Consider the following 19,897-nt stretch of genomic DNA (forward strand, 5'->3'; position numbering starts at 1 on the left):
GATGTGGGAGTGTGAATCAGCGCGCATTATGCCAAAAAAAAGGGGCGGCGAATACACCGCCACCCCTGCGTGCTTCAGAGAGTTTCCTCAGTGGCTTTTCACTTCTCGTTTCGCAGGCGGCATCTGAGGGGTTTTCACATCGCTGCTTAGCCAACCATGCAGGTAATGTTCAATCTGCTCCAGGCTGCGGTTACGGGTTTCCGGCACGCATTTGATGACAAAGAGCGCGCCAAACAGGCCGATAAACGCAAAGATAAAGAAAGCGCCAGACAGGCCGACCGAGGCCAGCAGCATCGGGAAGGCCAGCGAGATCATAAAATTGGCAATCCACATGGCGAATACCGCCCCGCCCATAAAGATCCCCCGCAGGCGGGTGGGAAATATTTCCGAGAGCAGCAGCCAGGTAACCGGCGACAGCGCGCCCTGCTGAAAGCTGAGGAACATCAGCATTCCCAGCAGCACCATATAGCCGCGCATCACGTCCGGCTGGCCGTTGATGGTTTCCGGCATCAGATAGCTGACGGCGCCGATAAACAGCAGGCAGGCGGTGCAGCCGAACTGACCGATCATGGTCATGGTCCTGCGCCCAATCCGCCCCAGTAGCCAGATGCCGACAAAGGTCATCAGAACGGAGATCGCGCCGTTGGCGATAGTGGCGAAAAGCGCCGTATCCGTACTCATGCCCACTGCCTTCAGCATGGTAGGCGCGTAATACATAATGGTGTTCACGCCGGAAAGCTGCTGGATCACCGCAATGCCGATACCGATTAAAAAGAGTTTGAACAGCCAGGGTTTTTTCAGCGCTTTCAGGCTGGGTTTCCCCTGATTTTCGTCCTCCGCCAGCGTTTCCTCAATTTCCGTCAGCTCCCATTCCACGTCTCCTTTCGCCCGGGTCCGTTCCAGCACGCGACGCGCTTCCGCCAGGCGGCCTTTCATGGCGTACCATCTTGGCGTGTCGGGCATAAACATCATGCCGAACCAGAGCGCCACGGCGGGAATAGTGGCAACCGCAAGCATCCAGCGCCAGGTATCATGTCCGCCCCACGCCGCGTTAAACCCCGCATTGGAGATATAGGCCAGCATCTGCCCGGAGACGATCATCAGCTCCTGAATGGTCACCAGCTGACCGCGCCGGTTGGCGGGAGCCATCTCAGCAATATAGACCGGCACGGTGGCCGCCGCGCCGCCGACCGCCACGCCAAGCACCAGGCGGAAGAAAATCATCCACTCCACGTCCGGCGCCATCGAGGTGCCGAGTGCGCCTATGGCAAAGATGACGGCAAGGGTGATGATGATTTTCTTACGCCCGGCCGCAGCGGCAAAATGGCCGGAGAGCAGCGCGCCAAAAGCGGCACCAAACAGCAGTGAGCTGGTGACCAGACCGGTCGTAAACGGCGTCAGATGCAGCTCATCGCCCATAAAGAGCAGCGCGCCTGAAATCACACCTGTGTCATAGCCAAACAGCAGGCCGCCCAGCGTCGCCACGGCCGCCACAACTTTTACGAAGGGCTCCGTGCGCGTCTGACTGTTCGGCCCCGAAGCCTTATTGGGGGTGAGATATTGTTCTTTTGCCATAACGTTCTGTGACCTCATTTCTTGCCTGGTGGAAGGAGATGGTCGGGGAATGAAACGTTTGCGCGACATTCACCTGCTATGGCAACCAATTTAGATCTTTTTTTTCATTTCATATAACTATGAAAATTAAATTTTGCGGCACAGATCGCACTCGCCTGTCATCTTTATGATGAGAGTCGCATTAAAACACGAGGTTGCTTGTTCATGATGGTAATTCCTGCTCTCAGCCAAAAGCGTTAACCATACCTTTTTCGGGTTAAATATTTCATTTAACCCTAATAACGTTATCACTATTCATTTCAGCTGGAGCTGCCGTTGTCGGGCTGGAGGGTGATACTGAGGTGAAAAAGGCCGTACCCGCCGGGCAAAAGGTTCTCTGCCCGGCGGGTACGGTTAACAGAAGAGATGCAGAAAGGGTTACCCCTGACGACCCGGACTTTCCGCCGGGCCAAAGACGGAAAATTCCGGCAGCGTCACGTTCTGATACGGCTCCCAGCCGCCGCCAAGCGCTTTGTAAAGCGCCACGAGATCCAGGCTGCTCTGCACCCTGGCTGTGGCGGCCTGCTGCTTCGCCTGAGCTAACTGACGCTGCGCGTCCAGCGCGTCAATGAATGAGGAGAGGCCTTTGCTATAGCTGTCATTCGCCAGATCGAACGCGTTCTGCATCGCCTCAACGGTCCGCTCAAGCTCCTCCGCCCTCTGCTGATCGGTACGGTAGCTGACCAGCGCGTTCTCAACATCCTGCAACGCAGTCAGTACGGTCTGCCGGTAGCTAAGCGCGGCGCTGGCCTGCTCCGCTCGGGCGAGCTTCACGCTGGAAACCAGCCTGCCGCCCTGAAACAGCGGGAGCGAAATAGCCGGGCCAAAGCTGTAGAAATGGCTGCTCCAGTTATCGAGATAGCTGATGTCGGTGTTACGCATGCCAAACTGCCCGGTCAACGACAGATCGGGGAAGAGCTGGGCTACAGAGACGCCTATACCCGCCGTTGCCGCATGAAGTTCGGCTTCTGCCGCCCGGATATCGGGCCGGCGACGCGCCAGGGTAGAAGGTAGCCCTACCGGCACCGCTTCCGGCAGCGGCGGCAGCGGCTTGCTGGTGATTAACTCCGCATCCAGCGCGCCGGGTGGCCTGCCGGTTAGCACCGCCAGCCCGTTCATCGCCTGACGGATCTGCGACTGATACTGCGGCAGTTGCGCCTTCAGCGAGCTGAGCTGGGCGCGGGCATTCTCCACGTCCAGCTGCGGAGAGAGCCCGTTACGCTGCCGGCTTTGGGTCAGTTCAAACGTCTGCTGGGCAACCTCGATTTGCGTGCTGAGCGTCTGAACGATTGACTGGCCACCGCGCAGTTGCAGATAGGTGCGCGCCACCTCCGCCTCCAGCGACACCAGCGCGTCATTACGATTTTCGATGGACTGCTGCTGTTGCGCGCCGGCCATTTCAACCTGACGGCGCACCTTACCCCACAAGTCCAGCTCCCATGAGGCGTCAAAGCTGCCCTGATAAAGCGTAACCGGCTGAGTTAAGCCGTTCAGCGCCGTGCGAAGTTCGGGATCGACGCTATCCGCCTGGTCATAGATGCCGTTCGCTTCCAGAGCGCCCTTCACGCCAAGCTGCTGCCGGTTCGCTGACAGATTGCCGTTCACCGATGGAAACCAGGCACCCCGCGCCTGATTAAGCTGCTGGCGCGAACCCGCAATACGCAGTACCGCCTGCTGGAGAGATAAGTTACCGGCAATCGCACGATCAATCAGGCTATTCAGCTCAGGGTCGTTGAAGGATCGCCACCAGTCAGGGTTAGTCTGCGCGGCCAGAGGGCGCGAGCCTTCCTGCGACGCCATAGCGTTAAAAGCGGCCGGCGTGGACGGCACCGGTTTCTGATAGTCCGGTCCGACCGAACAGGCCGACAGGGCGAGCGTCACAGCCAGCGCCAGGCCGGACCGCGAACCTATAAATAACGGCGAAACGTTCATGTCAGTGTGCTCCAGCACTGCCCTCGCTCTTAATAGGCGCAAGCAGTAAACAAAAAGGAATCAGAATCAGCGCAACGATGCTCAGCCCCATAAAAACGTCGATATAAGCGAGAATGCGCGCCTGAGCGATCATCTCTCTGTAGAGTTGACCGGTGGCGATAGTGACCGGATCGCCGACCATGGTGGTGAAGTCTTTCACCGACTGCGCCCAGCGCTCCACGGTCAGATTAAAGGGCTCATTCAGCGGCGACATGTTATGCACCATATGCGCGCTGTGCACCTGCTCCCGTTCGGTAATCATCGCCGTAGAAAGGGATATGCCGATCGACCCCGCCACGTTGCGACACATGGTGAACAGCGCCGAGGCGTCGGCGTTCAGCCGCTGTGGAATGGTGACAAAGGCGATGGTGGTGAGCGGCACAAACAGAAAGCCCAGTCCGATCGTTTGCGCGCTGCGCATCATTACCAGCGTGGCGAAATCGACGTCCGGCGTCAGCGTCGACGAGTAAATAAACGAGACGAACAGGCAGGTAAAGCCGAAAGCGATAATCCAGCGAGTCTGCACAACCGGCATCAGCTTGAGCACCAGCGGGATAGAGAGCACGATCAGGATCGCACCGGGCGAAAGCACCAGCCCTGACCAGGTGGCGGTATAGCCTAAATCCTGCTGTGCCAGCTGGGGAATGACGACCGAACTGCCGTAGAGAATAGCGGCCATTCCCGCCATCAGCACGCTGGCGACGGCAAAGTTGCGGTCCTTCAGGCAGTGCAGATCGACCACGGGCTTCTTCGCATACAGCAGCCAGTATACGGCGCCCACCAGGCCGATGGCGGTCAGGATCGCGAAGGTGACGATAAAGCTGGAGCTGAACCAGTCATCATCTTCACCCCGGTCGAGCATCACCTGCAGGCAGCCCAGCCCGAGCGTAATCAGGCTGATGCCAATATAGTCGATGCTCAGCTTATCCTTCGCCCACTTACGCTCCCACGGCGGATCTTCCAGCAGTTGATAAATCGCCAGCACGCTAAAAATGCCAACGGGAATATTGATGAAAAAGACCCAGCGCCAGCTGTAGTTATCGGTGATCCAGCCACCGAGCGTTGGGCCCAGCACCGGCGCGACGATAATCGCAATCGAGGAGAGGCCAAACGCCTTGCCGCGATCGGCAGGCTTAAAGTAATCAAGCAGCACGGACTGCTGTACCGGCTGAAGTCCGCCGCCGAAAAACCCCTGCAGCACCCTGAACAGGATGATTTGCCACAGCTCGGTGGCAATGCCGCAAAGAAAGGAGCAGACGGTAAACATTACGATGCAGATCAGGAAAAACTGCTTGCGGCCAAACACGCGGCTGAGAAAGGCGGAGATCGGCAGCACGATGCCGTTAGCAACCAGATAAGAGGTCAGAACCCAGGTGGATTCATCGTAGCTGGATGAGAGCGACCCCGCCACGTGCGGCAGCGCGACGTTAACAATAGTGGTGTCCAGGATCTCCATAAACACCGCCAGCGTCACCGTCATCGCGACCAGCCAGGGATTACTGGCCGGTTGCCAGCTCTGGCCTTGACTCATTTTACCGTGACCTTCGGCTCTACCGACAGCCCCAGCGGCAGCGCCTGATTGGGATCGAGCCCCTTATCAATCACGATTTTTACCGGCACACGCTGCACGATTTTCACGTAGTTACCGGTGGCATTCTCCGCCGGGAACGCCGAGAAGCGCGATCCGGATCCCATCTGGATGCTGTCAACATGCCCTTCCAGCTTCATATCCGGCCAGGCATCTACTGTGATTTCCACCTTGTCGCCAGGGTTCATATGCTCAAGCTGGGTTTCTTTGAAATTGGCGGTAATCCAGACATCGGGTGAAACCAGCGAGAAGAGTGCAGTGCCAGCCTGCACCAGCGTGCCCACCTGCACGTTACGCTTAGTCACAAAACCGTCGTAAGGCGCGAGGACCTGGGTATAGGAGAGATTCAGATTCGCCGTATTGAGCTGAGCCTGCGCCTGCTCTACCTGGCGCTGACGGGCTTCCACGTTCGTTTTCTGCTGTTGGATCTGTAGCTGGATCTGCGAAGCCACTTCCACCTGGGCTTTAGCGCTTGCCAGCCCGGCCCGGGCGCTGCGCAGCTGGGCGCTGGCGGCGTCGATGTTGCGTTGGGAAGTGGCGCGGGGATCGACGCCGCGCTGCCGTTTATAGTCCGCTTCGGCGTTAAGCAGGTTCGCTTCCGCTTTCGCCTGCTGGGCCAGCGCCTGATCTTTCTGCGCGGGATACTGCACTTTAGCCAGCTCAAGCGACGCCTGCGCCTGATGGAGCTGCGCCCGGGCCAGTCCAAGCTGCGCCTGCGCCTGGTCACGCTGGGCGAGACTGTCGCGCGGGTCGATCACCACCAGCAGATCGCCCTTCTTCACCCGCTGATTATCTTTTACCCGAAGTTCCGTCACATAGCCGGAAGCTTTAGGGGCGATCGTGACCGCATCCGCTTCCGTGAAGGCGTCATCCGTGGTTTCAATATTGCGGGTTGTGAGCCAGAACCAGAGTCCGACGATAATCATGACAACCACCACCACCGCCAGAATAATCAGCGGCTTCTTGCCGGGACGTTTACGTTCCGGCTGGTCCTCCCGATCATTCTCATTTTGCTGCGGGTCATCATGCTGATTGTCAGCCTGAGAATGCTGCTCATCCTCTGGCGAAGAAGTTGATTGATTAGCCATAGTTCTCATCAGTTTACGGCAGCCCGGGCCGGGCCGCAGAATTTACGCTGCTATAACAATAGGACGTAAACTGACAAATGCCAGCATTTCTTTACGAACCAGGATTAGCCCGATCCGGTGATTAAAAAGAGCCCCCAGCCAACCGCTGCCGCCCATAGCAGCATCGGCAGAGAGTAAAGATGGAAGTGCCACCAGATACGGCGATCTTTCGCCATCCGCAGCGCAATAATATTTGCCAGCGAACCGGGAAGCAGGCCGAAGCCGCCAATATTGACCGCCCAGGCCAGCAGCATATTCGCGGGCAGCGTGCTGAGCAGCAAAATGGTCGCAGGCACGTTGCTGATGAGCTGCGACAGGCCGACCGCCAGAAGATAATGGCTGCCTGGCGACATTTGCGTAATCTGCTGAGGTAAAGCGTGAAGTGCAGGTATCCGGGTCAGCAGAAATACATTCGTAAACATGGCGATAAACACCACCAGCAGAGACCAGTCAAGCTCAAGGAGAATACGGCGTGCCATGACAAGGAACACGGCAAAGATCGCCAACATTCCCCACAGCGCCCTGTCCATCTCCAGCGAAACCACAAAGAGCAGATAGAGCAGTACGCTGGCAATCAGTAACGGGCGTTGCCAGCCGCTGGTGTCGTGCTGGTCTGTCAGTTCAATACGGCGGCAGGAAAAACAGACACAGGTCAGCAGCAGCAGGCTGCTGACCAGCACCGCTGCCAGCGGCAACATCTGTCCGGTAAAGGCAGCAAAACCCAGATCGCCGTGCCGCCACAGCAGAATATTTTGCGGATTACCGATGGGCGTCAACAGCGAACCGGCGTTAACCGCCAGCGCTTCAAAAATAATCAGGCGTGACACCGGCAGCGCAGCATAGCGCCGAAGGGACAGGGTGAGCGGCACCAGGATAAACAGCGCCACATCATTGGTCAGAAAGGTGGAAAGCAGCGCCGCAGAGAAAGTCAGAAAGAGCGCCAGGCTCCGCTGGTGATGGAAGCGCCTTACCAGCCGGCGACCCAGCACGTTAAAATAGCCACTGGCCTCAATGCCTTTCGTCAACATCAGCAAACCGCACAGGGTGATGATGGTCGGCCAGTCAACCGCTGCGGGCAGCTCCCGCAGCGAAAAAGAGGAGAAGCCCGCCAGCAGCAGGCCCAGCAGGATTAACAGATGCAGGAAACGATCGTGCAGAAAAGGTCTGAACAGCTTTCCCATCAGGGCTCACCGCAAGCGTGAAAAGTTTACTGACGACTTTCGTAAAATTTCTGGAAAATAAGCAGCGTTTCATCGCTGACGTGGTGCTCAAGACCTTCTGCATCGCGACGCGCCGTATCGGGGCTGATTCCCAGCGCCAGCAGAAAGGTTTCCACAATGTAGTGTCGCTTGCGGCTCTCTTCGGCCAGCGCCTCGCCCTCCGGCGTTAGAAAGACACCGCGATAGGGAACCTGTTCAACCAGACCGCCGGTCGCAAGACGCTTAAGCATCTTCGCCACCGTTGGCTGGGAAACGCCCAGACGCGCTGCCATATCCACCTGGCGGGCCTCGCCAAATTCACGGATCAGATCGGAAATCAGCTCAACGTAATCATCAATCAGCTCGCGACGGTGTGCTTCACGTACCTGGCGAAAGCCTTCGACATGTTCTTCGATCTCTTTCAGTGGCGCAGGCACGGTACTTTTTGCGCGACGACTCATTAAGCTTCCTCTTTATTATCACTAACGCGTACTGCTGCTGCATCAGTCTCTGGGTGACTCATTGTAAACGAAGCACGACGAAGCACAAATTTTCGCGTAATAGCTCTGGCTACATAATATAGCCTGTGCTATACCTGATTATAATACGCGCGTTTTGTTCAATGAACACACCGAATGAACCGGCTGCTGATGCTGCCGTTGATTATCATCCTGGGTGGGCTGTGGGTGCTGCATCGCCAGCACGCTTATTGTTGCTGACGCCACTCATTACTGCGGGAGAATAACAGAATGAAAATTCCTCTACTGCTGAAGCTCTTCTGCCGCTCCCCGTTCACGCTGCGGCTGATGCTGCTTGAGATGCTGACGCAAAAAAAGCCGGCGCTGCTTTAATTCAGCCAAAAAAAATCCGCTCCCTGGGAGCGGATTTTTTCTCTCTGCCAGACTGGGCTGGCAGCGGCAGCTTAGAAGCTGTAACCTACGCCAGCAATCCAGGTGCCAACGTCAACGTTACGGATGCGGCTCTGCTCATAGCCAACGTCCAGTGCAACATGCTGCATTGGGTTGAACTGCAGGCCTGCACCGTAGGAAACACCCACGTCGCTGGAGTCAGCTTTATCACGAACGGTGGTGCCGTTCTGCTGGAATTTACCGTAGCCGATACCTACAACGCCGTAGATGCTCGCCCAGTCGTTCAGACGGTAAGCAGGACCACCGGTGAAGCCGTAGTACTGGCCTTTATTATAAACGCCCGCTTCGGTACTGTCCTTTTCGGTGTAAGTGAAAGAGCCGATCCAGCCCAGCGGATCGCTGCCGTTTTCATAACGATACTTCAGGTTGAAGCCGTTAGCTTTATTTGCCACGCCCTGCATATCGCTTTGAGCATAACCACCGGTAACTGTGCTTTGCGCCATTGCTGAACCAGCAGAAACTGCCAGTACACAAGCCAGAGCTGAAAGACATGCAATTTTTTTCATAACCACCTCAAATGTGAAAGTACTTCTCTCCTGACAACGCTGAAAATATAACAAACCTTAGCGAGAAACTCTGCCCTGATTTTGTTGTCCAAGACATTGTTTGGTGTAACAGAAGGTTAATGAAGTAATCTATGTCATTCATTTGTCTTATTTTTCATGAGTTCCCCTGCCTGCCTTTTAATAATGTAAAAAATTGTTCATTGAGATAATTCTTAATTCTTTCTGACGTTTCTTTACTTAACTGGCCCTGTTTCAGCACTTTTCGCGTTTTTTTTTAGGCAGAACTCTCCGTTTTATTTCGCACTCCAGTAAACTCACTGCCACTTATCCCCTAATGATGGATTACTAAGGCTGAACAGGATGTCTTCTTCTTCTAAATCTGCCATCTGGCTTCCCGTACTGGTCATTGTGATTGCCATGACCTCTATTCAGGGGGGTGCCGCCCTGGCAAAAACGCTCTTCCCTGTGGTTGGGGCACCAGGCATCACCGCTTTACGTCTGGGACTCGGCACGCTAATCCTCTGTATTATCTTCAAGCCCTGGCGGCTGCGCTTCAGCCGCCAGCAGATGCTGCCGCTGTTGCTTTATGGCCTGGCGCTTGGGGGGATGAACTATACCTTTTATCTGGCGCTGCGTACCGTGCCGCTGGGCGTCGCCGTTGCGCTGGAATTTACCGGTCCGCTGGCCCTGGCGCTGGCCAGCGCGCGCCGGCCGCCCGATTTCCTCTGGGTGCTGCTGGCGCTGCTGGGGCTGTGGCTGCTGCTGCCGCTGGGACAAAGCATTTCCGGCGTCGACCCAAAAGGGGCGATGCTCGCCGTACTGGCCGGAGCCTTCTGGGCCCTCTATATTCTTACCGGCAAGCGGGCCGGCGCAGAACACGGTCCCGCCACCGTCGCGATGGGATCGCTGATTGCCTCCGCGATCTTCGTTCCGCTCGGGCTGGCTTATGCCAGCAGCGGAATCTGGGATCTCTCCCTTATCCCGGTGGCATTGGCCGTCGCCGTACTCTCCAGCGCGCTGCCCTATTCACTTGAAATGGTGGCGCTTACCCGCCTGCCGGCTAAAAGTTTTGGCACTTTGATGAGTCTTGAACCGGCCATGGCTGCCCTCTCCGGAATGCTGTTTTTGGGTGAGGTGCTGACGCTGGTGCAGTGGCTTGGCCTGCTGGCGATCGTTCTGGCATCAGCTGGCGCAACCCTGACGCTGCGTCCGGTTAAGCCGAAAATGGCGCCCATTAGCGAACATTTGAATAAATAGTCATATTAAGTTTCGTCTTGCTGAAAACGGCGGACGAACTTTACCGTAATGTGCGAAATTTAATTAATAGCAGGACTGAGTAAGACAATAAGCCTTCGCTATGCTTTATGGAAATGCACTCAGATTTTTGCCCGCTGCGTTTATGCCAGCTAATAGTGCTTTTTTCGCTGCACAGTGCGCTACCGGGCCGCGCCAGTAAGGGAGAATATTAATCACTCTCATTCAGCTTTAATTATTTACTGGCAAACCAGCCGGTTATTTCATTAAGGCGCCTGCTATCTGACCAATAGGTAAGTTCTTAACGGCAAAGCTGAGATCTGGTGCTATACTTTATCCCGTACTTAATTAGGACAACCGACCATTAAGAGGATATTAATGATGAGTACCGCTAAACTGGTTAATACGAAATCTTCTGATCTGATTTACACCCGTAACGATGTGGCTGATGAAGATAAAAAAGCCACCATTGAGGTGTTGAATCGTCTGGTCACCGAATTTATTGATCTTTCTTTGATCACCAAGCAGGCGCACTGGAACATGCGTGGCGCTAACTTTATTGGTGTACATGAAATGCTGGACGGTTTCCGCACCATCATTACCGACCATCAGGATACGATTGCAGAACGCGTAGTGCAGCTGGGCGGCGTCGCACTGGGTACTACTCAGGTCGTTAATGACAGAACGCCACTGAAAAGCTATCCGCTTAACATTCACAGCGTACAGGATCACCTGAAGGCGCTGGCCGAGCGTTATTCTGTGGTGGCTAACGATACGCGTAAAGCAATCAATGAAGTGGAAGATGAAGATACGGCAGACATCTTTACTGCTGCATCCCGCGATCTGGATAAATTCCTGTGGTTCATCGAAGCCAATATTGAATAAGATCCTGCACCGCGTCTGACGCGGTCAGTCAGCATCAACCAGGGAGCAGATGAGCATTCATCTGCTCTTTTTACGTTGGAGGTTAAGATGGCAAGCGGATGGGCAAGTGATGACGCCGTACAGCAGCAGATAGACTCGACGATTGATGATGCGGTGAGCCGCGCCCGCAAGGCCGTCTATGAGGGCGTTAGCGCGGAGTATTGTGAAGAATGTGGTGAACCTGTACCCGAAGCCAGGCGCAAAGCTCTGCCGGGCGTGCAGTACTGCGTTCAGTGCCAGCAGAAGCGCGACCAGCAGCAGGCGGCGAATTCGCTTTATAACCGGCGCGGTAGCAAAGACAGCCAGCTTCGTTAATTTTCAATTTATTACTTAAAAATTCGATCTCATTAACATTTTTTTTATCCTCGCCGGCATCCTCTATTGTGTTTACTGTCAGATTTGCTAAAAAAACGTGTGCACCTTTATGGAACTACTGCACCAAATGAGCGCACCACAGTGGTGCCACACCTCTTAAAACCTACCGCCTGCGGATTAAAATTGACTTAAAGTGCTGTTTTTCTTACAGTCTGAAAAGCTGGCATAATATTTTCATATGGCTGCTGGCATTGATACCGGACAAAGCCGTTGTCCGACCGCAATAAGGATAAAATAATGAAGTCGATTGTTAAGTTTTCCCTGGCCGCACTGACGCTGGCGTTTGCCGTTTCAGCAACTGCCGCAGAAAAAAAACTGGTTGTTGCTACCGATACCGCCTTCGTTCCTTTTGAATTCAAGCAGGACGGTAAGTATGTTGGCTTTGATGTGGAACTCTGGGCAGCTATCGCGAAAGAGCTTAAGCTCGACTACACCCTGAAGCCGATGGACTTCAGCGGTATTATCCCTGCCCTGCAAACCCGTAACGTCGACGTGGCGCTGGCGGGCATTACGATCACTGACGAACGTAAAAACGCTATCGACTTCTCCGATGGCTACTATAAAAGCGGTCTGCAGGTCATGGTCAGAGCCAACAATGACGAAATCAAAAGCATTGACGATCTTGACGGTAAAGTTGTGGCGGTCAAAAGCGGCACCGGCTCTGTGAATTATGCAAAAGAGCACATCAAATCGAAAAACCTTCGCCAGTTCCCCAATATCGACAACGCCTATATGGAACTGGGCACCAATCGCGCTGACGCGGTTCTGCACGATACGCCTAACATCCTCTATTTTATTAACACTGCCGGCAAAGGCCAGTTCAAAGCGGTAGGCGACTCGCTGGAAGCCCAGCAGTACGGTATCGCCTTCCCGAAAGGCAGCAACGAACTGCGTGAAAAAGTGAACGGCGCGCTGAAAACGCTGCGTGAAAACGGCACTTACAACACCCTTTATAAAAAATGGTTCGGCACCGAGCCTAAATAATTCCTGTTCTGACTTTACGCGGGTGGTAGCTTTCGCCCGCGCTTTCATACCCGCCCGACGGGTTTTAATCCGGAGAAAAAATAATGCAGTTTGACTGGAGCGCCATCTGGCCATCTATCCCGGCCCTGCTTGAGGGCGCCCGACTGACCCTGTGGATTTCTATCCTTGGTCTTGCTGGCGGCCTGATTATCGGCCTGGTAGCCGGCTTCGCCCGCGCTTATGGCGGCTGGCTGTCGCGCAATATTGCGCTGGTATTTATCGAACTGATTCGCGGTACGCCGATTGTCGTTCAGGTGATGTTTATCTACTTCGCCCTGCCGATGGCGTTTAACGATCTGCGCATCGATCCCTTCAGCGCGGCGGTGGTCACTATTATGATCAACTCCGGCGCCTATATTGCAGAAATTACCCGTGGTGCTGTTCTTTCTATCCATAACGGCTTCCGTGAAGCGGGTCTGGCGCTGGGGCTTTCCCGTCGCGAAACGTTGCGCTACGTCATTATGCCGCTGGCGCTGCGCCGTATGCTGCCGCCGCTGGGCAATCAGTGGATCGTCAGCATTAAGGATACCTCCCTGTTTATCGTTATCGGCGTGGCCGAACTGACCCGTCAGGGGCAGGAAATTATTGCCGGAAACTTCCGCGCGCTGGAGATCTGGAGCGCCGTGGCCGTTATCTATCTGTTTATTACGCTGGTGCTGAGCTTTGTTCTGCGTCGCCTTGAAAGAAGGATGAAAATCCTGTGATTGAATTTAAAAACGTCTCCAAGCATTTCGGCCAGACCCAGGTTCTGCACAATATCGATCTCACTATCAAACAGGGTGAAGTAGTGGTGATTATCGGCCCTTCCGGGTCCGGTAAATCGACCCTGCTGCGCTGCATCAACAAGCTGGAAGAGATCACCAGCGGCGATCTGATCGTTGATGGCCTGAAGGTAAACGATCCTAAAGTGGACGAACGCCTGATCCGTCAGGAAGCGGGCATGGTGTTCCAGCAGTTTCATCTTTTTCCACAGATGAACGCGCTGGATAACGTCGCCTTTGGCCCCATCCGCGTACGCGGCACGGCAAAAGCGGAAGCGCACCGCCTGGCCCATGAACTGCTGGGAAAAGTCGGCCTTGCGGAACGTGCGCATCACTTCCCTTCTGAACTCTCCGGAGGACAGCAGCAGCGTGTTGCTATCGCCCGTGCGCTGGCGGTGAAGCCGAAAATGATGCTGTTTGATGAGCCGACGTCCGCACTGGATCCGGAACTGCGTCATGAAGTGCTGAAAGTGATGCAGGATCTGGCTGAAGAAGGAATGACGATGGTGATCGTGACGCATGAAGTCGGCTTCGCCAAAAAGGTCGCCTCACGCCTGATCTTTATTGATAAAGGGCGTATTGCCGAAGATGGGCACCCCGATGAACTGATCGATAATCCACCCAGCCCGCGTCTGCGCGAATTCCTTCAGCACGTCTCCTGATTGTCACAGGGCGAACCCCGGTTCGCCCTCTCCTCCCCGCCGGGTTCTCAAAAAAGCTTTCTATCCGCACGCCCGACTGTACTTCCAATTCGATGCTGAGACCGGCGTCGTAACGGGAGACGTTAATGCCAGGTATCGCTCCACCGGTGCTGGTCGAACAGCTCAGGCAGGCGTCTGAGTCGCCTGCAACTGCCGCTGAACCGATGCTGCCGCCTGACTAGCGATGGCTTATCTGGCGTTCGCGGGCCGGCTTTTCCATAAAGCTCCAGGCGATAAACCGGCTCTGCTTCTGTCCCTGCGCCATATTCACGGTGCGCACGGCGACAGCGCCAGCCTCTTCCAGCGCGCGCCACAGCTCCGGCAGGTTCTCTTTACGGGATACCAGCGAAGTGAACCAGACGCACTGGCGAGCAAACTGGCTGCTTTCGGCGATCATACGGCTGATAAAGGCTTTCTCACCGCCTTCGCACCAGAGTTCGTCCTGCTGACCACCAAAGTTCAGCGGCGCATGTTTGTCCAGGCCGAGATTACGCACCTTACGCTGGCTGCCCTGCCGTGCTTCGCTGGCGGAAGCGTGGAACGGTGGATTGCACATGACCGAGTGATATTGCTCATTTTTATGAATAACCCCCTGGAAAATAGCCTGAGGATCTTTCTGACGGCGCAGACGAACGCCACGATTCAGGCCGGGGTTGGCGGCAATAATGGCATTCGCCGCGCGCATCGCCTCTTCGTTAACTTCGCTGCCGGTAAAACGCCAGCCATATTCACGGTAGCCGATCAGCGGATAGATGCAGTTAGCGCCGCAGCCGATGTCGAGCAGCGTCAGATCGTGGGGAACGCGGGCGTGATTATCTTCCGCCAGCAGGTCAGCCAGATGGTGAATATAGTCGGCCCGGCCCGGGACGGGCGGACAGAGGAAGCCTTCCGGGATAGTCCACTGTTCAATCTGATAGAAGTGCTTCAGCAGCGCCTGATTAAGGGTCCTTACCGCCGCAGGATCGGCGAAATCGACGGACTCATCGCCATACTGATTGACCGCCACGCAGGCCGCCAGCGGCGGATGACTCTGAATGAGCGCGGGGAAGTCATAGCGTCCGCGATGGCGGTTACGCGGGTGAAGGGGGTGCTTTTCGGCGGTCTTTTTCATGGGCGGCTCTCTTGTCTGAAGGCGCGTAAGATACCTGCTGCGGTAAAAATCGTAAACAATTCCCGCCTTTTTTCCCATCACGCCAGGTTACTATAGGCAAATCAGCCACCTTTAAGGAGTTATGATGACGCGTTCCCGCCACTCTTACCAGCCCCGCCTGGGCCATGGATTGCCTCACGATCCGCTCAATGCCATTATCGGGCCCCGTCCGATTGGCTGGATCAGTTCACAAAGCGCCAGCGGCGAGCGAAACCTTGCGCCCTACAGCTTCTTTAACTGCTTTAACTATAAGCCGCCGGTTATCGGCTTCTCCAGCCAGGGCTGGAAGGACAGCGTGGCCAATATTGCCGAAACGCGGGAATTCGTCTGGAATCTGGCTACCCGGGAGCTGGCGGTGCCGATGAATGAGAGTTCAGCCTCGGTGCCGCACGGTGAGGATGAATTTGCGCTGGCGGGGTTAACGGCGATACCGGGCACCCAGGTCGCCGTGAGCATGGTGGCCGAAAGTCCGGTCAATTTTGAGTGCAGGCTGACACAGCTTATCCAGCTGGAGGACGCTGCGGGCGAAAAGCTTGAGCAGTGGATGGTGCTGGGCGAAGTGGTCGCTATCCACATTGATACCAACCTGCTGGAAGAGGGGATCTACCAGACGGCGAAAGCCCAGCCGATTCTGCGGGCTGGCGGACCGAGCGCCTATTACGCCATCAGCGACGATCTGCGCTTTGACCTGATGCGGCCGGATGCCAGAAAATCGTCCGGCTGACGCGCCCAGGTTTGCCAGGCTCCGAGATCGACTGCGGGTTTATCGCTGTAGCAGTGCGGTAACGAGCTTTTTCAGCATGGGCTGTAGCTTTGCCGCCTTATCCTGCCGCCAGTGAAACGGCGGCGCTTCATCCATATAGTTACACTGCGCCAGCTCCAGCTGGAGCGCATGCTGATCCTCTGCCGGCCTGCCGTAGGCGCGGGTGATATAGCCGCCCTTAAAGCGGCCATTCATCACCCAGCTGTAATCATGTTGCGCGGCGCAGGCTTCACTTAACGCCTGGGTAATTTTGTCGCTGCAGCTTGCCCCATCGTTGGTGCCCAGATTCAGGTCGGGCAGCCTGCCGTCAAATAAGCGCGGGATCGCCGAGGCGATAGAATGCGCATCAAACAGCAGCACATAGCCAAACTCCTGCTTAATACGCGCCAGCTCCTGCATAATTTTCAGATGATAAGGCTGCCAGATTGTCTTCAGATAGTGCTGCCGCAGCGATTCGTCCGGCGCCATGCCCGGTCTGAACGTCGGCGTGCCGTCAAAAAGCGTACCGGGAAAGAGTCCGGTTGTCGCCGTACTGTAAAGGGCCTCATCATCGGGAGGACGGTTCAGATCGATCACAAAGCGGGAATAGTGCCCCGTCAGCATGCTGGCCCCCATTTCCTGCGCAAACGCGTAGAGGCGGGGAATATGCCAGTCGGTATCCGGTAGCCCTTTCGCCGCCTCGCTAAGCCCTTTTTCCACCTCCGGCGTCAGGGCGGTCCCGGCATGAGGGATACTGACCAGCAGCGGCAGCGTACCTTGCGTAAAATGGTAGGGAGTCATCACCTTTCCTCTCCTCTGAAGATCACCTTGCAGGGCAGCTCGCCGCCCAGCCAGTAAGCCAGCTCCGCCGGACGCGCCAGCGGCCAGTGAACAAAATCGGCAAATTTGCCGGGTTCCAGCGACCCCTGCGTATCACCCAGCCCCAGCGCTTTCGCGCCGTTCAGCGTGACGCCCGCCAGCGCTTCTTCCGGGGTCATGCCAAATAATGTACAGCCCATATTCAGCATTAACCGTAGCGACAGCGCGGGCGAGGTGCCCGGATTGGCATCGCTCGCCAGCGCCATTGGCACCTTATAACGGCGAAACAGCTCAACAGGAGGGCGCTGCTTTTCGCGCAGCAGATAAAAAGCGCCCGGCAGCAGTACGGCGAGGGTGCCGCTCTGCGCCATAGCGGCCACGTCGCTTTCAGTGGCGTATTCAAGGTGATCGGCAGAAAGCGCGTTAAAGCGGGCCGCCAGCGTGCTGCCGCCCAGCGGGGAGAGCTGTTCCGCATGCAGCTTAACGGGCAGGCCAAGCCGCACTGCGGCCTCAAAGAGACGGGTCACCTGTTTTGGGGAGAACGCAAGATGTTCACAGAAGGCGTCCACGGCGTCGGCCAGCCCCTCAGCCGCCACCTGCGGCAGAAGATCGTTGCAGATCAGATCGATCCAGCCATCCGGGTTATCGCTGAACTCGGGCGGCGTGGCGTGCGCCGCCAGGCAGGTGGCACGGATCTCCACCGGCAGAGTGGTGGCCAGCTCGCGGATGGTCCGCAGCATGCGTAGCTCACTCTCCCGGTCAAGCCCATAGCCCGACTTGATCTCCACCGTGGTGACGCCCTCCGCCAGCAGCCGTTCCAGCCGGAAGCGCGCCCCCGACACCAGCTGCGTCAGGCTCGCCTGTCGGGTAGCCCGCACGGTAGAGAGAATACCACCGCCCTGCGCCGCAATCTCGCTGTAGCTTGCGCCGTTCAGGCGCTGCTCGAACTCCGCGCTGCGATCGCCGCCGAAGACCAGATGCGTATGGCAGTCCACCAGCCCGGGCGTGACAATGCCGCCGCCCAGGTCATGCCGCCGTTCAGCCCGGAGATGGCCCGCTTCTGCGTAAGGGCCAACCCAGACAATTTTATCGCCGCGGACAGCAATAACGCCGTCCCGGATCAGGTTGTACCGCCCTGCCCGCATGGTAACAAGATCGGCCCCAGACCACAGGCTGTCGCAGCAAAGTTCTCCGTGCATCGCCCCTCCCGGCTTTACTGTTGCACTGTTAGTATGTATATGTATATACAACCACACTGCCGGGGAAGCAACCTTCATGGCTCGCTATTTTGCGCCGCGTCTCCTGATGGAGGAGCAGTGGCAAGAGAATGTAATAATTGACGTTGATAACCACGGATTTATCCGTGCGCTGACGCCGGGCGGCGTTACGGAAGGCGCAGAACGTCTGGCCGGTGCCGTTATCCCCGCCATGGCTAATCTCCATTCCCACGCCTTTCAGCGGGCGATGGCCGGGCTGGCGGAGGTGGCTGGCGATCCGCAGGACAGCTTCTGGACCTGGCGTGAGATGATGTACCGGATGGTGCAGCGCCTCACGCCTGAGCAGGTCGGCGCGATCGCTGCGTACCTCTATGTCGATATGCTGAAAGGAGGCTATACCCAGGTCGCAGAGTTTCACTATCTGCATCACGATCCTGACGGACAACCCTATCCGGACGATGCCATGCTCACCGTGCTGATTGAGGCGGCAGAACTCGCAGGTATTGGGCAGACGTTGCTGCCGGTTCTTTACAGCTACGCCGGTTTTGGCGAACAGCCACCGCAGGCGGGCCAGAGACGCTTTATTCAGCACAGTGACGACTATCTCCGCCAGCAGCAGCGGCTGCTCCGGCTGCTTGAAGGCAGGCCGCTGCATAACCAGGGTCTCTGTTTTCACTCTTTACGCGCCGTCAGCGAAGCACAGATGCGCGATGTACTGGCCGTAAGCCCCGACGGGCTGCCGGTACATATCCATATTGCCGAGCAGGAAAAAGAGGTCGCTGACTGTCTGGCCTGGCGTGGCGAGCGCCCGGTAGAGTGGCTGTTGAACCGCTTTGAGGTCGGCCCGCGCTGGTGCCTGATCCACGCCACCCATCTCAGCGAAACGGAGATTTCACGCCTGGCCGCCAGCCGCGCAGTGGCCGGCCTTTGTCCGACCACGGAAGCGAACCTGGGTGACGGCATCTTTCCGGCCACCGCCTATATCGCTCAGGGTGGGCGCTGGGGGATAGGATCGGACAGCCACGTTTCGCTTGATGTGGTGGAAGAGCTTCGCCTGCTGGAGTATGGGCAGCGCCTGCGCGATCGCAGGCGTAACCGTATCGTCACACAGCAGCACGCTTCGGTAGGTACAGTGCTCTATCATCAGGCTCTGGAGGGCGGCGCGCAGGCGTGCGGCGTCAAAATGGGCCGGATTGCGGTGGGCTACCGGGCTGACTGGCTGGTACTCACTGACGATGCTCTGCTGGGTGGGACGCCATCAGCCTCCCTGCTCAACCGCTGGCTGTTTGCCGGGCATCGCGGCCAGATCGAAGATGTGTTTGTGGCGGGTAACAAGGTGATCTCTGCGGGAAGACACGCGGCTCAGGCAGAGATCGATGCGGCTTTTCATCATGTCATTGCGGCGCTGCAATGATCCACTTTTTCAACAGCAGTACGTTACCCCGTACCCTCTGGCGCAACGGCGGCGGCGAAACGCAGGAAATTATCAGCTTCCCGCCTGGCGGCAAAACGTTCAGCTGGCGCCTGAGCATCGCCACGCTCGCCCGCGATGGGGCCTTCTCCCTGTTTCCGGGTGTGGACCGGATTATCACCCTGCTGGAGGGTGACGGCGTAACACTGACTGCCAGAGAGAAATACAGTCAGTCACTGCGGCACGGCTGCCCTTTCGCCTTTGCCGGAGAAGATGAGGTTTTTGCGCGCCTGGCAGGCGGAGGCAGTAGTGGTTTTAATATTATGACGCGGCGGGCAACGCACCAGGCCTCCACCTCCTGCTGCCGTGAATCTTTTGCTTTTTCTACCCGGGAGGCCGGTGTGCTCTGTGTACTGACGGGGAAATGGCTGCTGGGAGATAGCGTTCTGCTAAAGGGTCAGGGCGTCTGGTGGGAAAGTGGCGCGACGCTGCGCCTGACGGCCTGCGGCGATGCCCTGCTTCTGTATGGCGAAATCAGGGCAAAGCCGCAGGATGTGGAACCTGAGTAAGTAAAGGAGGCCCTTCC

The 19,897-nt window shown here is 56.7% G+C and carries 19 protein-coding genes; 9 read left to right on the plus strand and 10 right to left on the minus strand.

The features are described 5' to 3' along the window. Positions 1–87: 87 nt before the first annotated feature. The 7 genes from AAH446_RS04845 to ompX all read right to left on the minus strand — a co-directional run bounded on the left by AAH446_RS04845 (position 88) and on the right by ompX (position 8,934). Entirely contained in the window at positions 88–1,575 is a 1,488-nt protein-coding gene (locus AAH446_RS04845) for a sugar porter family MFS transporter (RefSeq protein ID WP_342905556.1), read from the minus strand. Positions 1,576–1,992: 417 nt separating this feature from the next. Then, on the minus strand, positions 1,993–3,546 hold the full coding sequence (locus AAH446_RS04850; protein WP_342905557.1) for an efflux transporter outer membrane subunit: 1,554 nt from the start codon (positions 3,544–3,546) through the stop codon (positions 1,993–1,995). Position 3,547: 1 nt separating this feature from the next. Further along, the gene (locus tag AAH446_RS04855) at positions 3,548–5,116 is read right to left on the minus strand and encodes a DHA2 family efflux MFS transporter permease subunit (protein ID WP_342905558.1); all 1,569 of its coding nucleotides are present in this window, start codon (positions 5,114–5,116) and stop codon (positions 3,548–3,550) included. Then, the gene (locus tag AAH446_RS04860) at positions 5,113–6,261 is read right to left on the minus strand and encodes an HlyD family secretion protein (protein ID WP_342905559.1); all 1,149 of its coding nucleotides are present in this window, start codon (positions 6,259–6,261) and stop codon (positions 5,113–5,115) included. Before AAH446_RS04860 ends, AAH446_RS04855 begins: the two co-directional genes overlap by 4 nt. A gap of 104 nt (positions 6,262–6,365) precedes the next feature. Beyond that, a complete protein-coding gene (locus AAH446_RS04865) occupies positions 6,366–7,481 on the minus strand; it encodes an SLC13 family permease (RefSeq protein WP_342905560.1) in 1,116 nt (371 codons plus the stop codon). Between the two features lie 26 nt (positions 7,482–7,507). Next, on the minus strand, positions 7,508–7,960 hold the full coding sequence (mntR, locus tag AAH446_RS04870; protein ID WP_342905561.1) for a manganese-binding transcriptional regulator MntR: 453 nt from the start codon (positions 7,958–7,960) through the stop codon (positions 7,508–7,510). Positions 7,961–8,421: 461 nt separating this feature from the next. Beyond that, complete coding sequence (ompX, locus tag AAH446_RS04875; RefSeq protein WP_342905562.1) at positions 8,422–8,934, minus strand: outer membrane protein OmpX; 513 nt, start codon at positions 8,932–8,934, stop codon at positions 8,422–8,424. Positions 8,935–9,294: 360 nt separating this feature from the next. On the opposite strand from ompX, the gene rhtA reads away from it, so the two are divergent. The 6 genes from rhtA (at position 9,295) to glnQ (ending at position 13,933) form a co-directional block, all read left to right on the plus strand. Beyond that, positions 9,295–10,191: a threonine/homoserine exporter RhtA gene (gene rhtA / locus AAH446_RS04880; protein ID WP_342905563.1), complete on the plus strand. Its 897-nt coding sequence runs from the start codon at positions 9,295–9,297 to the stop codon at positions 10,189–10,191. A 378-nt stretch (positions 10,192–10,569) separates the two neighbouring features. After that, on the plus strand, positions 10,570–11,073 hold the full coding sequence (dps, locus tag AAH446_RS04885; protein WP_342905823.1) for a DNA starvation/stationary phase protection protein Dps: 504 nt from the start codon (positions 10,570–10,572) through the stop codon (positions 11,071–11,073). A gap of 87 nt (positions 11,074–11,160) precedes the next feature. Next, positions 11,161–11,427, plus strand: coding sequence for a DksA/TraR family C4-type zinc finger protein (locus AAH446_RS04890; RefSeq protein WP_342905564.1), 267 nt, complete (start codon positions 11,161–11,163; stop codon positions 11,425–11,427). Positions 11,428–11,724: 297 nt separating this feature from the next. Continuing rightward, positions 11,725–12,471, plus strand: coding sequence for a glutamine ABC transporter substrate-binding protein GlnH (gene glnH / locus AAH446_RS04895; protein ID WP_342905565.1), 747 nt, complete (start codon positions 11,725–11,727; stop codon positions 12,469–12,471). An 83-nt stretch (positions 12,472–12,554) separates the two neighbouring features. Further along, complete coding sequence (gene glnP, locus AAH446_RS04900; protein ID WP_024967545.1) at positions 12,555–13,214, plus strand: glutamine ABC transporter permease GlnP; 660 nt, start codon at positions 12,555–12,557, stop codon at positions 13,212–13,214. Beyond that, positions 13,211–13,933 (plus strand): glutamine ABC transporter ATP-binding protein GlnQ, encoded by a 723-nt coding sequence (gene glnQ / locus AAH446_RS04905; protein WP_342905566.1) that lies wholly within the window; start codon positions 13,211–13,213, stop codon positions 13,931–13,933. The genes glnP and glnQ overlap by 4 nt, the downstream gene beginning before the upstream one ends. 217 nt (positions 13,934–14,150) lie before the next feature. Here glnQ and rlmF read toward each other — a convergent pair whose 3' ends face one another. Beyond that, positions 14,151–15,083 (minus strand): 23S rRNA (adenine(1618)-N(6))-methyltransferase RlmF, encoded by a 933-nt coding sequence (gene rlmF / locus AAH446_RS04910; protein WP_342905567.1) that lies wholly within the window; start codon positions 15,081–15,083, stop codon positions 14,151–14,153. Between the two features lie 124 nt (positions 15,084–15,207). On the opposite strand from rlmF, the gene AAH446_RS04915 reads away from it, so the two are divergent. After that, complete coding sequence (locus AAH446_RS04915) at positions 15,208–15,846, plus strand: flavin reductase family protein (RefSeq protein WP_342905824.1); 639 nt, start codon at positions 15,208–15,210, stop codon at positions 15,844–15,846. A 39-nt stretch (positions 15,847–15,885) separates the two neighbouring features. Here the strand turns inward: AAH446_RS04915 and hutG are convergent, their stop codons facing one another. Next, positions 15,886–16,665 carry an N-formylglutamate deformylase gene (gene hutG / locus AAH446_RS04920; protein WP_342905568.1) on the minus strand — a complete coding sequence of 260 codons (780 nt, stop codon included), beginning with the start codon at positions 16,663–16,665 and terminating at the stop codon, positions 15,886–15,888. After that, complete coding sequence (gene hutI, locus AAH446_RS04925; protein ID WP_342905569.1) at positions 16,665–17,882, minus strand: imidazolonepropionase; 1,218 nt, start codon at positions 17,880–17,882, stop codon at positions 16,665–16,667. Before hutI ends, hutG begins: the two co-directional genes overlap by 1 nt. A 76-nt stretch (positions 17,883–17,958) precedes the next feature. Between hutI and AAH446_RS04930 the strand changes: the two genes are divergently transcribed. Both AAH446_RS04930 and AAH446_RS04935 read left to right on the plus strand, forming a co-directional pair. After that, on the plus strand, positions 17,959–19,314 hold the full coding sequence (locus tag AAH446_RS04930) for a formimidoylglutamate deiminase (RefSeq protein WP_342905570.1): 1,356 nt from the start codon (positions 17,959–17,961) through the stop codon (positions 19,312–19,314). Then, a complete protein-coding gene (locus AAH446_RS04935) occupies positions 19,311–19,880 on the plus strand; it encodes a HutD/Ves family protein (protein ID WP_342905571.1) in 570 nt (189 codons plus the stop codon). Before AAH446_RS04930 ends, AAH446_RS04935 begins: the two co-directional genes overlap by 4 nt. Positions 19,881–19,897: the final 17 nt, after the last annotated feature.

The organism is Erwinia psychrophila, assembly GCF_039023475.1.
Lineage (GTDB): Bacteria > Pseudomonadota > Gammaproteobacteria > Enterobacterales > Enterobacteriaceae > Erwinia.

Excerpts from the sequence above, each read along its gene's own strand:
- rlmF (WP_342905567.1), bottom strand. The coding sequence starts at position 15,083 with ATGAAAAAGACCGCCGAAAAGCACCCCCTTCACCCGCGTAACCGCCAT.
- mntR (WP_342905561.1), bottom strand. The coding sequence starts at position 7,960 with ATGAGTCGTCGCGCAAAAAGTACCGTGCCTGCGCCACTGAAAGAGATC.
- AAH446_RS04850 (WP_342905557.1), bottom strand. The coding sequence starts at position 3,546 with ATGAACGTTTCGCCGTTATTTATAGGTTCGCGGTCCGGCCTGGCGCTG.
- AAH446_RS04860 (WP_342905559.1), bottom strand. The coding sequence starts at position 6,261 with ATGGCTAATCAATCAACTTCTTCGCCAGAGGATGAGCAGCATTCTCAG.
- AAH446_RS04890 (WP_342905564.1), top strand. The coding sequence starts at position 11,161 with ATGGCAAGCGGATGGGCAAGTGATGACGCCGTACAGCAGCAGATAGAC.
- AAH446_RS04930 (WP_342905570.1), top strand. The coding sequence starts at position 17,959 with ATGGCTCGCTATTTTGCGCCGCGTCTCCTGATGGAGGAGCAGTGGCAA.
- AAH446_RS04855 (WP_342905558.1), bottom strand. The coding sequence starts at position 5,116 with ATGAGTCAAGGCCAGAGCTGGCAACCGGCCAGTAATCCCTGGCTGGTC.
- hutG (WP_342905568.1), bottom strand. The coding sequence starts at position 16,665 with ATGACTCCCTACCATTTTACGCAAGGTACGCTGCCGCTGCTGGTCAGT.
- rhtA (WP_342905563.1), top strand. The coding sequence starts at position 9,295 with ATGTCTTCTTCTTCTAAATCTGCCATCTGGCTTCCCGTACTGGTCATT.
- AAH446_RS04935 (WP_342905571.1), top strand. The coding sequence starts at position 19,311 with ATGATCCACTTTTTCAACAGCAGTACGTTACCCCGTACCCTCTGGCGC.
- ompX (WP_342905562.1), bottom strand. The coding sequence starts at position 8,934 with ATGAAAAAAATTGCATGTCTTTCAGCTCTGGCTTGTGTACTGGCAGTT.
- AAH446_RS04865 (WP_342905560.1), bottom strand. The coding sequence starts at position 7,481 with ATGGGAAAGCTGTTCAGACCTTTTCTGCACGATCGTTTCCTGCATCTG.
- glnP (WP_024967545.1), top strand. The coding sequence starts at position 12,555 with ATGCAGTTTGACTGGAGCGCCATCTGGCCATCTATCCCGGCCCTGCTT.
- hutI (WP_342905569.1), bottom strand. The coding sequence starts at position 17,882 with ATGCACGGAGAACTTTGCTGCGACAGCCTGTGGTCTGGGGCCGATCTT.
- glnH (WP_342905565.1), top strand. The coding sequence starts at position 11,725 with ATGAAGTCGATTGTTAAGTTTTCCCTGGCCGCACTGACGCTGGCGTTT.
- AAH446_RS04845 (WP_342905556.1), bottom strand. The coding sequence starts at position 1,575 with ATGGCAAAAGAACAATATCTCACCCCCAATAAGGCTTCGGGGCCGAAC.
- AAH446_RS04915 (WP_342905824.1), top strand. The coding sequence starts at position 15,208 with ATGACGCGTTCCCGCCACTCTTACCAGCCCCGCCTGGGCCATGGATTG.
- dps (WP_342905823.1), top strand. The coding sequence starts at position 10,570 with ATGAGTACCGCTAAACTGGTTAATACGAAATCTTCTGATCTGATTTAC.